This is a genomic window from Klebsiella sp. HMSC09D12 (assembly GCF_001808475.1).
In the GTDB taxonomy this organism is placed as follows: domain Bacteria; phylum Pseudomonadota; class Gammaproteobacteria; order Enterobacterales; family Enterobacteriaceae; genus Klebsiella; species Klebsiella oxytoca.
On sequence record NZ_KV793407.1, the window covers coordinates 1 to 10,517 of the forward strand.

Annotated in this window: 15 protein-coding genes; 6 read left to right on the forward strand and 9 right to left on the reverse strand. The window is 50.5% G+C overall.

What is annotated here, in order from left to right; all coding sequences use genetic code 11:
* The first annotated feature begins 204 nt into the window (after positions 1–204).
* Positions 205–759 (forward strand): gamma carbonic anhydrase family protein, encoded by a 555-nt coding sequence (locus tag HMPREF3178_RS03845; protein WP_004106285.1) that lies wholly within the window; start codon positions 205–207, stop codon positions 757–759.
* On the opposite strand, the gene HMPREF3178_RS03850 is transcribed toward HMPREF3178_RS03845, so the two are convergent.
* Genes HMPREF3178_RS03850 through dprA form a run of 6 tightly spaced genes read right to left on the reverse strand, consistent with a single transcriptional unit; the run spans position 735 to position 4,527 of the window.
* Positions 735–992 (reverse strand): DUF1488 family protein, encoded by a 258-nt coding sequence (locus tag HMPREF3178_RS03850; RefSeq protein ID WP_004106287.1) that lies wholly within the window; start codon positions 990–992, stop codon positions 735–737. The genes HMPREF3178_RS03845 and HMPREF3178_RS03850 overlap by 25 nt on opposite strands.
* Positions 989–1,807 carry a shikimate dehydrogenase gene (gene aroE, locus HMPREF3178_RS03855; protein ID WP_004106292.1) on the reverse strand — a complete coding sequence of 273 codons (819 nt, stop codon included), beginning with the start codon at positions 1,805–1,807 and terminating at the stop codon, positions 989–991. Before aroE ends, HMPREF3178_RS03850 begins: the two co-directional genes overlap by 4 nt.
* A gap of 3 nt (positions 1,808–1,810) precedes the next feature.
* Entirely contained in the window at positions 1,811–2,383 is a 573-nt protein-coding gene (tsaC, locus tag HMPREF3178_RS03860; RefSeq protein ID WP_004115936.1) for an L-threonylcarbamoyladenylate synthase type 1 TsaC, read from the reverse strand.
* 4 nt (positions 2,384–2,387) lie between these two features.
* Positions 2,388–2,930, reverse strand: coding sequence for a DNA topoisomerase family protein (locus tag HMPREF3178_RS29455; protein WP_004106296.1), 543 nt, complete (start codon positions 2,928–2,930; stop codon positions 2,388–2,390).
* A gap of 27 nt (positions 2,931–2,957) precedes the next feature.
* Positions 2,958–3,431, reverse strand: a complete 474-nt coding sequence (gene smg / locus HMPREF3178_RS03865; protein WP_004106298.1) for a DUF494 family protein Smg — start codon at positions 3,429–3,431, stop codon at positions 2,958–2,960.
* The gene (gene dprA / locus HMPREF3178_RS03870) at positions 3,403–4,527 is read right to left on the reverse strand and encodes a DNA-protecting protein DprA (protein ID WP_004106300.1); all 1,125 of its coding nucleotides are present in this window, start codon (positions 4,525–4,527) and stop codon (positions 3,403–3,405) included. The genes smg and dprA overlap by 29 nt, the downstream gene beginning before the upstream one ends.
* A gap of 129 nt (positions 4,528–4,656) precedes the next feature.
* Here dprA and def point away from each other — a divergent pair, with 129 nt between their 5' ends.
* The 5 genes from def (at position 4,657) to mscL (ending at position 9,422) form a co-directional block, all read left to right on the forward strand.
* Entirely contained in the window at positions 4,657–5,166 is a 510-nt protein-coding gene (gene def, locus HMPREF3178_RS03875; protein ID WP_004106306.1) for a peptide deformylase, read from the forward strand.
* A 14-nt stretch (positions 5,167–5,180) separates the two neighbouring features.
* Positions 5,181–6,128, forward strand: coding sequence for a methionyl-tRNA formyltransferase (gene fmt / locus HMPREF3178_RS03880; RefSeq protein ID WP_004106307.1), 948 nt, complete (start codon positions 5,181–5,183; stop codon positions 6,126–6,128).
* A 52-nt stretch (positions 6,129–6,180) separates the two neighbouring features.
* Complete coding sequence (gene rsmB / locus HMPREF3178_RS03885; RefSeq protein ID WP_004106308.1) at positions 6,181–7,470, forward strand: 16S rRNA (cytosine(967)-C(5))-methyltransferase RsmB; 1,290 nt, start codon at positions 6,181–6,183, stop codon at positions 7,468–7,470.
* A 21-nt stretch (positions 7,471–7,491) separates the two neighbouring features.
* Positions 7,492–8,868 (forward strand): Trk system potassium transporter TrkA, encoded by a 1,377-nt coding sequence (gene trkA / locus HMPREF3178_RS03890; protein ID WP_004106309.1) that lies wholly within the window; start codon positions 7,492–7,494, stop codon positions 8,866–8,868.
* A 140-nt stretch (positions 8,869–9,008) separates the two neighbouring features.
* The gene (gene mscL, locus HMPREF3178_RS03895; RefSeq protein WP_004106310.1) at positions 9,009–9,422 is read left to right on the forward strand and encodes a large-conductance mechanosensitive channel protein MscL; all 414 of its coding nucleotides are present in this window, start codon (positions 9,009–9,011) and stop codon (positions 9,420–9,422) included.
* Here the strand turns inward: mscL and HMPREF3178_RS29460 are convergent.
* Genes HMPREF3178_RS29460 through HMPREF3178_RS03905 form a run of 3 tightly spaced genes read right to left on the reverse strand, consistent with a single transcriptional unit; the run spans position 9,376 to position 10,492 of the window.
* Positions 9,376–9,636 (reverse strand): alternative ribosome-rescue factor A, encoded by a 261-nt coding sequence (locus HMPREF3178_RS29460; protein ID WP_004106311.1) that lies wholly within the window; start codon positions 9,634–9,636, stop codon positions 9,376–9,378. The two genes, mscL and HMPREF3178_RS29460, sit on opposite strands and share 47 nt — an antisense overlap.
* 59 nt (positions 9,637–9,695) lie before the next feature.
* Positions 9,696–10,121: a Zn(2+)-responsive transcriptional regulator gene (gene zntR / locus HMPREF3178_RS03900; protein WP_004106312.1), complete on the reverse strand. Its 426-nt coding sequence runs from the start codon at positions 10,119–10,121 to the stop codon at positions 9,696–9,698.
* A 2-nt stretch (positions 10,122–10,123) separates the two neighbouring features.
* A complete protein-coding gene (locus tag HMPREF3178_RS03905; protein WP_004106314.1) occupies positions 10,124–10,492 on the reverse strand; it encodes a DnaJ family domain-containing protein in 369 nt (122 codons plus the stop codon).
* Positions 10,493–10,517: the final 25 nt, after the last annotated feature.

Genomic DNA, 10,517 nt, shown 5'->3' on the forward strand with positions numbered 1-10,517 from the left:
GTTGTTCCGTGTCAGTGGGAGCGCATTATAGGGATCCCATTTTTTTGCACAAGCCTTTTTTCGATCTTTTTTTTCATGTGATGCTTTTTCAGCCTCTTCGCAGCGTTCTTGCGCAATTCGTTCAATTTTTACCACAATAAAGGGTTGCAGGAGGCCCCAAAAGCACCCAAAGTCTTTGCACTCCCTTATTTTATTGAGGTAACTATGACCAACAGTTTGCGTCGCTATAAAGAGTTATTCCCGAAAACGGGTCAACGGGTAATGATCGACGCCAGTAGCGTAGTGATCGGGGACGTCAGAATAGCTGATGATGTCAGTATCTGGCCGCTGGTCGCGATTCGAGGTGATGTGAATTATGTAGAAATAGGCGCTCGAACTAACATCCAGGACGGTAGTGTCTTACATGTTACTCATAAGTCTTCATCAAACCCGCGAGGCAATCCACTTATCATTGGCGATGATGTCACTGTCGGCCACAAGGTCATGCTACACGGCTGCACCATCGGTAACCGTGTGCTGGTCGGCATGGGTTCGATTCTGTTGGATGGCGTGATTGTAGAAGACGATATAATGATTGGCGCAGGCAGCCTGGTACCACAGAATAAACGCCTTGAGAGTGGCTACCTTTACTTTGGCAACCCTGTAAAGCAGATACGCCCCCTGACGGAGGCGGAAATCGCCGGACTCATATATTCAGCGAATAACTATGTAAAGTGGAAGGGTGACTACCTGACTCAGGAAAACCAGATCCAACCTTGAGCATCTTCCTGCTGGTCGAGAATCAGAACCTGAGCTTCATCTTCCAGATCCCAGCGATGTTCACGAAATGCGGCCAGCCATTGCGTAGGTTCTTCCCCACCAAAACGCGTCTTGAGCACCGATGACGTTAAGGCGCAGGTTAGCTGCATACCGTTTACTAATACCGGAAAAGCGATACATTGGTGCGCCTCATCCCACACTTCCCTGTCAGGAAACTGAATAGACTGGTTCATGCATTCAGCTCCTTCTGTAAAGCGGCAATGACTGGAGTTATATCTGGCAGAATGCCGTGCCACAACAGCACCGCATGAGCAGCCTGCGCCACCAGCATTCCTAACCCATCAGCGCATTTTGTCGCACCGTGTTGCTGGCATAAGGATAAAAAAGGCGTACTACCTTTCTGGTAAAACATGTCATAGCAGCAGACATGAGGGTTAATTAAACTCACAGGAATTGCAGGAACGTCCCCGTCAATGCCGCTGGATGTCGCATTAATGATGAGATCAAATTCCTCATTGCCTGATGCTTCTATATCCAAAGCACGGACGCTGCCAGTATGAGCAAACAGCGTAGCCAGTTCATGAGCGCGAGAAAAGGTACGATTGACAATAGTAACGGCGCAATCCAGAGATAAAAGGGGCAGCAATACCCCACGTGAAGCGCCACCCGCGCCAATAAGCAATACCCGGAAGCCAGGTTTGATAAACTCAAGCCGTTCCAGATCGCTTAAGAGCCCGATGCCATCCGTATTGTCGCCAAGCAGCCGGCCGTCTTCCAGCCGTTTAAGCGTATTAACTGCGCCGGCCAGCGCTGCACGTTCGGTTAACTCGTCAGCTCGCGCAAAGGCCTCTTCTTTAAAAGGTACTGTGATGTTAGCGCCCTTGCCACCCTCATTAAAGAAGGCGTCAAGCGTGGTAACAAAATCATCGAGCGGAGCCAGAATACGTCCATAGGGATGCGCAATTTGCAGCTGCTGTGCAAAAAGCCGATGGATAGACGGCGATTTACTATGGGCGATGGGGTGTCCGAAGACGGCATAAGTTTCCATGAATTATCCCTGGCGGAAGAGTTCGCCCGTCAAGGCATCACGAATTTCAGATGGATTTTGTCGTCCTCCCGTTGCCCCATCAATGACGGGAAAGTCAGCGCCAAACTGTGTATAAACTTCCTCGGTCGTGCGGCAAGGTGGCTGGCCCGATAAATTTGCGCTGGTTGAAACCAGCGGCTTACCGTAAGCCTTGCACAGTTCAACCACCAGCGGATGATCGGTAACTCTGACAGCCAATGAATTGAAGCGCCCAGTCAACCAACGCGGCGTTGAAGCACAGGCGGGGAAGACAAACGTCACCGGACCAGGCCAACAGGAAAAAATAGCCGCGAGCTGCTCATCGCTAAGCCGCGTATAGTCAATGTATGGCTTGAGTTGTTCAAAGCTAGCGGCGATCAGGATCAATCCTTTTTCGACCGGACGCTGTTTAAGAGCAAGCAGAGTCATGACGGCCTTTTCGCTATCGGGATCGCAACCGACGCCAAAAACGGCTTCCGTAGGATAGGCGATGACATGTTGATTATTCAGAAGCTCTACAGCGCGAACGATGGCTTCTGAGGGCAGGTTATTATTCACAGATTTATTCCGCCGATATCGGCTTTCCACATTGTTTGCTGGCACAAAAGCGCTTAACGCCCTGAGCTGTTTTCTTTTCGATTAGCAACGGGTAATGACACTCGGGGCACTCGCCCGCTACTGGTTTGAAATTAATGACGAACTGGCAATCGGGGTAACGATCGCAGGAATGGAAGTTTTTACCAAAGCGTGAACGGCGCTGCACCAGATGCCCTTGTCCGCATTGCGGGCAGGGTATTGCGGTTTCATCTGGCTTATCAATCAATTCAGTATGTTCACAATCAGGGTAGCTACTACACCCGATAAACATACCAAAACGTCCCTGCCGTAGCACCAGCACGGAACCGCAAGACGGACACGTTTGCCCCTCCAGAACTTTGACGATATGTCCGTCCGCCTGGCTTTTAAGGGGACGGACATAGTCACAGTCAGGATAATGCGAACAGCCGAGAAAAGGCCCGTGCTTCCCGGAGCGTATCACCAGTTCAGCCCCACACTGCGGGCAGGGTTCGTTTTTACGCACCGAAAACAGCGCTGTTTTGGTCATAACAATTCTAATGTCGCAGCAAAAAAGTTAATGCAGCATACCTTCATTTACTTCAAAGAGTAATTCTTCCATTTGCTGGTAGGCATTTTCGCAACCGGGAATATTGAACAGCACCATCAGAATCACCCATTTGAGATCCTCCAGATCGAACTCCGCCGTATCCAGCGCCAGCGCACGCTCTATTACCATTTCCCGTGTTTCGAGGTTCAACACCTGAATTTGCTCAAGGAACAGTAAGAACCCCCGGCAACTCGCATCAAGACGCTGACACTCCTCGTCCGTATATACTCGTAGCGAGAGAGGGTCGGAAGCAAGCTGCATAGGCGCAACCAACCCCTCCTGATAATCAGCCAGTTTCTCAAGCCACATCAGGGCGTTATAGATATCTTCTCGTTCAAAACCGGCATCGGTAAGATCCCGAGTCAGCTTGTCCTGATCCACGCGCATTTCTGCTTCATTATGGATGTAAGTTTCAAACAGATACATGAGTACGTCGAACATGGCTTGCCCTCCTTAATCGGACATAGCCGCCGGGTACAGCTGCGATCCAGCCTGCTAACTCCAGTTCAAGTAGCTGGGCTACGGTTACTGGCACAGATTGGCCGGCACGTTCAGCGACAACGTCAACAGGTGTTACCTCATCTCCTACGTTAGCCAGGAGCTCTGGAAATGGCAATGCTACAGAAGGCAGATTCGCGCAATTATTTGCGCCATCCGGCTTGGGAACAATGTACTGTAGATCATCCCGCCAGTATTCAATGATGTCTTCAGGCGCCGTTACGGGAATCGCTCCCTGCTTAATGAGCCAATGGGGTCCTTCCGAACCAGGACTGCCAATTGGCCCTGGCAAGGCAAATACATCCCTTCCCTGCTCCAGAGCATAACGAACTGTCACTAGCGAACCGCTTTTCAGTGCGGCTTCAACAACTAACACACCGGCGCTCAGGCCGCTGATAATCCGATTACGCCGGGGAAAATTCCCCGGCAAAGGCGGAGTAAAAAGTGGAAATTCAGAAATTACGGCTCCACCGTTGCGAATTATCTGCTCCGCCAGCGCCTGATGGCGACGAGGATAGATTTCGCGTAACCCGTTCCCTAAAACGGCAACCGTTTTACCCTTACCTTCCAGCGCACCACGATGGGCGATCCCATCGATGCCAAGAGCCAGACCGCTAGTGATCGTAATGCCATAACCCGCTAAAGCTACGCTAAATAATTTCCCCCAGCGGGCGCCATACCACGAATGCGCTCGACTTCCGATAACTGACAGCTGCCGGCTACTAAGTAGCGAAGTATTTCCATAGACAAAAAGGGCACCGGGAAAATCCACAATAGCCCGCAATTGAGGTGGGTAAAGCGGATCTTCGGCGGTGAGTAGATAGCAACTCGGCTGCTCGAGCCACTGCAGAGTGGAATCAATCTCGCATTGGTTAACGCTAAGAAAGTGCTTCGATTGCGCCAGATTCAAACCACAGGCTCGCAAATTCTCATGATCTAAGGTCGGAGATGAACATAGCTGACGAGCGACGTTGACAGCACTGTCGCCATACAGGCTGCTCACTCTCATCAAACGTATCCAAATTTCCTTCGGCGTCATCCCCATCCCCCTGCCACAAGCGACTTTAACAATCATTGCGATTGGACAGCGAGACTGTCAATTGCAGGGGGTTTTGTCTAGAATAGAGGTAATAATCTTTCCAACTCCTGAACACAACTCTGGATAACTATGTCAGTTTTGCAAGTGTTACATATTCCGGACGAGCGCCTTCGCAAAGTCGCAAAGCCGGTTGAAGAAGTAAATGCGGAAATTCAGCGTATCGTCGATGATATGTTCGAGACGATGTACGCTGAAGAAGGTATTGGTCTTGCCGCAACGCAGGTGGATATCCATCAGCGGATCATCGTTATTGATGTATCGGAAAATCGTGATGAGCAGCTGGTATTAATCAACCCGGAGCTGCTGGAAAAGAGCGGAGAGACCGGCATTGAAGAGGGCTGTCTCTCTATTCCTGAACAACGCGCTTTAGTGCCGCGTGCAGAAAAAGTGAAAATCCGCGCGCTCGATCGCGAAGGAAAATCGTTTGAACTGGAAGCTGACGGTCTGCTGGCAATCTGTATTCAGCATGAGATGGATCATCTCGTTGGTAAGCTGTTCATCGATTATCTGTCTCCGCTCAAGCAACAACGCATTCGTCAAAAAGTTGAGAAACTTGACCGCTTGAATGCCCGAGCTTAAGGACGAGAATTAACGTGTCAGATTCACTACGTATTATTTTTGCGGGTACTCCTGATTTTGCAGCGCGTCATCTTGACGCGCTGCTCTCCTCTGGACATAACGTCGTTGGCGTGTTTACACAACCAGACCGTCCAGCAGGCCGGGGTAAAAAACTCATGCCCAGCCCGGTTAAAGTACTGGCGCAGGAGAAAGGCATACCGGTATTCCAGCCAGCTTCGTTACGCCCGCAGGATAATCAGCAATTAGTTTCTGACCTGCATGCAGACGTCATGGTGGTCGTAGCCTATGGTCTGCTTTTGCCGAAAGCGGTGCTGGATATGCCGCGCCTTGGCTGCATTAATGTTCATGGTTCGCTGCTTCCACGCTGGCGCGGAGCGGCGCCAATTCAACGTTCGCTGTGGGCTGGTGATACCGAGACCGGTGTAACAATCATGCAGATGGATGTCGGGCTTGATACGGGCGACATGCTGTATAAGCTTGCGTGTCCCATCACCGCAGAAGATACCAGCGGAACGTTATATGACAAACTGGCTAACCTGGGGCCGCAAGGGCTTATTGAAACCCTTAAGCAGCTTGCCGCGGGTACCGCAAAACCGGTCGTTCAGGATGAAGCGCTGGTTACCCATGCACAAAAACTCAGCAAAGAAGAGGCGCGTATCGACTGGTCTCTTTCCGCTGCTCAGTTAGAACGCTGCATTCGCGCCTTTAATCCGTGGCCTATGAGCTGGATAGAAATTGATGGCCAGCCGATAAAAGTCTGGCAGGCATCGGTTATCAATACGGCCACAGCTGCCGTACCGGGGACCATCATTGAAGCGACAAAACAGGGGATTCAGGTAGCAACCAACGACGGTATTCTGAATCTACTCTCGCTGCAGCCGGCCGGTAAAAAAGCAATGAGCGCCCAGGATCTTTTAAACTCGCGCCGGGAATGGTTCGCTCCTGGCAACCGTCTGGTCTGACGGCCCCTTCTTAATACGCCCGGTGTTGCCGGGCATTTTTATTTTTGTGTTTATGAAAAAACAACTCAATTTACGTAGCCTGGCAGCGCAGGCCGTTGAACAGGTTCTCGAACAAGGGCAATCATTAAGCAACGTTCTGCCCTCACTGCAGCAAAAAGTATCCGATAAAGATAAAGCGCTGCTTCAGGAACTATGCTTTGGCGTGCTGCGTACGCTTTCGCAATTAGACTGGCTGATTAATAAGCTAATGTCTCGTCCGATGACGGGTAAGCAGCGTATCGTTCACTACCTGATTATGGTGGGCTTATATCAACTGCTCTATACGCGTATCCCGCCGCATGCCGCACTGGCGGAAACGGTTGAAGGCGCAGTCGCTATTAAACGTCCACAGCTTAAAGGGTTGATTAATGGCGTATTGCGCCAGTTTCAGCGCCAGCAGGAAGAGCTGTTGTCTGAATTTTCTCGTAGCGACATTCGCTTCTTACACCCAGGCTGGTTATTAAAACGCCTGCAGAAAGCGTATCCAGCGCGGTGGGAAGCCATCGTGGATGCGAACAACCAGCGTCCGCCAATGTGGTTGCGCGTGAACCGTCTCCATCACACGCGCGACAGCTGGCTGGCATTGCTGGAAGAGGCGGGTATGTCAGGGTTTACGCATTCCGCTTATCCTGACGCTGTACGCATGGAAACACCGGTACCAGTCCATGCACTGCCAGGGTTTGAAGAAGGCTGGGTTACCATTCAGGATGCCTCCGCTCAGGGTTGCGTCACATTCCTCGCCCCCAAAAACGGCGAGCACATTCTGGATCTCTGCGCCGCTCCGGGCGGTAAAACCACGCATATTCTCGAAGCGGCTCCCGAAGCACAGGTTCTCGCCATCGATATTGACGAGCAGCGGCTCTCCCGCGTCTATGACAACCTGAAGCGACTGGGAATGAAGGCAACCGTCAAACAGGGTGATGGACGCCATCCATCACAGTGGTGCGGCGAACAACAGTTCGATCGTATCCTACTGGATGCGCCTTGTTCCGCTAGCGGTGTTATTCGCCGTCACCCGGATATCAAATGGCTGCGCCGGGATCGCGATATCGCAGAACTGGCCCAGCTTCAGTCGGAAATTCTGGATGCCGTATGGCCGCACCTGAAATCCGGCGGAACTCTGGTTTACGCGACGTGCTCCGTATTACCAGAGGAGAATAGCCTGCAAATTAAAGCTTTTCTGCAACGAACAGCGGATGCGGTACTCAGCGAAACCGGAACGCCAGAGGTGCCAGGTCAACAAAATTTGCCTGGCGCTGAAGAAGGTGACGGCTTCTTTTACGCTAAGCTAATCAAAAAGTGATGAGATAACGAGTCGCGACTGATGAAAATTATCATATTGGGCGCAGGACAGGTCGGCGGAACTCTGGCGGAAAATCTCGTCGGGGAGAACAACGACATTACTCTGGTCGACACGAATGGCGACCGCCTTCGTAGTCTTCAGGATAAATTTGATCTCCGGGTGGTTCAGGGACATGGCTCGCATCCGCGCGTGTTACGTGAGGCCGGTGCGGATGATGCCGACATGCTGGTTGCGGTGACCAGCTCCGATGAAACCAATATGGTGGCCTGCCAGGTTGCCTATTCGCTGTTTAATACACCAAATCGTATTGCTCGCATCCGTTCGCCGGATTATGTTCGCGATGCCGATAAACTTTTCCATTCAGAAGCGGTTCCTATAGATCACCTTATCGCACCTGAGCAGCTGGTAATTGATAGTATTTACCGGCTGATCGAGTATCCAGGCGCTTTGCAGGTTGTCAATTTTGCTGAAGGAAAGGTCAGCCTGGCGGTCGTTAAAGCCTATTATGGCGGTCCTTTGGTGGGAAATGCACTTTCGACTATGCGCGAACATATGCCGCATATTGATACACGCGTAGCGGCCATTTTCCGCCACGATCGTCCTATCAGACCCCAGGGCTCAACAATTGTAGAGGCCGGGGATGAGGTGTTCTTTATCGCCGCTTCGCAGCACATTCGAGCAGTCATGAGCGAGCTTCAGCGTCTGGAAAAGCCTTATAAACGCATCATGCTGGTCGGCGGCGGAAACATTGGCGCCGGGCTCGCCCATAAGCTGGAGAAAGATTACAGCGTCAAACTCATTGAACGTAATCAACAGCGAGCCGCAGAGCTTGCAGAAAAGCTGCAGAATACCATCGTCTTCTACGGCGATGCTTCAGATCAAGAATTACTGGCTGAAGAACATATCGATCAAGTTGATCTTTTTATCGCTGTCACCAACGATGATGAAGCCAATATCATGTCTGCCATGCTCGCGAAGCGAATGGGCGCCAAAAAAGTCATGGTACTGATCCAGCGACGGGCTTACGTCGATCTTGTCCAGGGGAGCGTGATCGACATTGCAATATCACCGCAGCAGGCAACCATATCCGCGCTGCTCAGCCATGTCCGCAAAGCGGATATTGTTGGTGTTTCCTCGCTGCGCCGCGGCGTCGCTGAGGCCATTGAAGCAGTGGCGCACGGAGACGAAAGCACTTCACGGGTTGTTGGACGTTCGATTGATGAGATTAAACTTCCGCCAGGAACAATTATTGGCGCAGTTGTACGCGGTAATGATGTCATGATAGCGAATAACAATCTGCGCATTGAGCAAGGGGATCATGTAGTTATGTTCCTGACTGACAAAAAATTCATCTCTGATGTGGAGAGGCTATTCCAGCCAAGTCCTTTCTTTCTGTAGTTATCAGGCGTCGACAAGACGCCTTTCTTTTATCCCTTATATATCAAAGGATAATATTTTCCTGCAATTATTTCCTAATAATGGAAAATAGGAATACATTTGTTAAACTTATCAGTGTTTGCTGGCTCAAGGAGAATAAAATGAGTTTTTTAAAAGAATTTCGCGAATTTGCGATGCGCGGGAACGTGGTTGATCTGGCAGTCGGTGTCATCATTGGTGCAGCATTTGGTAAAATCGTATCGTCGTTGGTTGCCGATATTATTATGCCGCCGCTAGGCTTGCTCATCGGCGGAATTGACTTTAAACAGTTTGCTGTAACGCTGCGAGATGCCCAGGGCGACATTCCCGCTGTCGTAATGCACTATGGCGTATTCATCCAGAATGTATTCGACTTTATCATCGTGGCTTTTGCTATTTTTATGGCAATCAAACTGATGAACAAATTGAACAGGAAAAAAGAAGAGGCGCCGGCAGCACCACCTGCTCCGACTAAAGAAGAAGTCCTGCTTAGCGAAATTCGTGACCTGTTAAAAGAACAGAACAATCGCTCTTAAAAGGCTTTAAAACCAGAAGGCCAGTGGTAAAAAAGTTAATCACTTTCTTGCCACTGGCCTCCCGACCATCCCGCCCCGCATGTTTTGCTTTTCTTTGATAACTGCCTTTCCCCTTCTTATTCTTTTCAACTCGTTGCCTGAATAACGGGTCATGAAGCAAGGCCTCGATGGCATTATCTTTTATCTGCCCTTTAGTGTGCTGATAGCGGCTCATAAAATCTCCAGATTGGTGAAATGAAATCGGCGTGAGTGTAGACGCGAATGCTGAAAAAATCAACGCCCGGTATTTCTGTTACTGGCGCCCTGCTCGAGCGCTTCAAGAATGGAACAATAGACACTGCTGTGCGCTGTGCCGCAGCAAGCATCATTGAGCCGCTGTAAGGAACGACGCATAGCCTGGAGCTCCTTAATACGGGATTCCACTTCACTCAAACGAGCCTGCACAATGCCTTTAGATTCCTGACAGGTATGATGTTCCGGATCGATGCGGATCGAGAGAAGTTCGCGGATCGATTCCAGCGTAAACCCCAGCTGCCTGGCATAGCGGATAAAACGCAGTCTCTGCAGGTCGTTATCCGAATAGAGACGAAATCCACCTTCCGTACGCACGTTATGATCCATCATCTGCTGTTTTTCATAATAGCGGATGGTATCAGGAGTAACGTCAGCCAATTTAGCCAGTTCACCTATGCGGTACATGATTACTCCTCATTAATCTTATGCAGCAACTTATCAGCGTAATCCCCACGCAGGAAGTCAGTATTTAAGCCCGCTTGCCGCAGCTTTAGCTCGAGCAGCGCAAGGCGACGGCTCAGCTCAGCATAGCGGGGATCGCACTCCTGAACGCCTTTAAGTAAGTCATTTAGCATCACGGCTTCTTTACGATGTTCAAGTTCGGGAGGTAAACAACCCGCATTCTTGAGTAATCGATAACCTGCGCGTAGCTCGGGCGGCACATGTGAATCATCATCCAGAATCAGTGGTTCGCCACTGCCCGGAAGATTATCCAATTCACCTTTGCGCTGGGCATCAAGAATATGGCGTTCTGCCCACTGATCCAGTAACCACATAATACGGCTCCGGCGATGAACAAAA

Excerpts from the sequence above, each read along its gene's own strand:
- dprA (WP_004106300.1), bottom strand. The coding sequence starts at position 4,527 with ATGACGCCGAAGGAAATTTGGATACGTTTGATGAGAGTGAGCAGCCTG.
- smg (WP_004106298.1), bottom strand. The coding sequence starts at position 3,431 with ATGTTCGACGTACTCATGTATCTGTTTGAAACTTACATCCATAATGAA.
- mscL (WP_004106310.1), top strand. The coding sequence starts at position 9,009 with ATGAGTTTTTTAAAAGAATTTCGCGAATTTGCGATGCGCGGGAACGTG.
- HMPREF3178_RS29455 (WP_004106296.1), bottom strand. The coding sequence starts at position 2,930 with ATGACCAAAACAGCGCTGTTTTCGGTGCGTAAAAACGAACCCTGCCCG.
- zntR (WP_004106312.1), bottom strand. The coding sequence starts at position 10,121 with ATGTACCGCATAGGTGAACTGGCTAAATTGGCTGACGTTACTCCTGAT.
- HMPREF3178_RS03850 (WP_004106287.1), bottom strand. The coding sequence starts at position 992 with ATGAACCAGTCTATTCAGTTTCCTGACAGGGAAGTGTGGGATGAGGCG.
- aroE (WP_004106292.1), bottom strand. The coding sequence starts at position 1,807 with ATGGAAACTTATGCCGTCTTCGGACACCCCATCGCCCATAGTAAATCG.
- def (WP_004106306.1), top strand. The coding sequence starts at position 4,657 with ATGTCAGTTTTGCAAGTGTTACATATTCCGGACGAGCGCCTTCGCAAA.
- HMPREF3178_RS03905 (WP_004106314.1), bottom strand. The coding sequence starts at position 10,492 with ATGTGGTTACTGGATCAGTGGGCAGAACGCCATATTCTTGATGCCCAG.
- HMPREF3178_RS29460 (WP_004106311.1), bottom strand. The coding sequence starts at position 9,636 with ATGAGCCGCTATCAGCACACTAAAGGGCAGATAAAAGATAATGCCATC.
- trkA (WP_004106309.1), top strand. The coding sequence starts at position 7,492 with ATGAAAATTATCATATTGGGCGCAGGACAGGTCGGCGGAACTCTGGCG.
- HMPREF3178_RS03845 (WP_004106285.1), top strand. The coding sequence starts at position 205 with ATGACCAACAGTTTGCGTCGCTATAAAGAGTTATTCCCGAAAACGGGT.
- rsmB (WP_004106308.1), top strand. The coding sequence starts at position 6,181 with ATGAAAAAACAACTCAATTTACGTAGCCTGGCAGCGCAGGCCGTTGAA.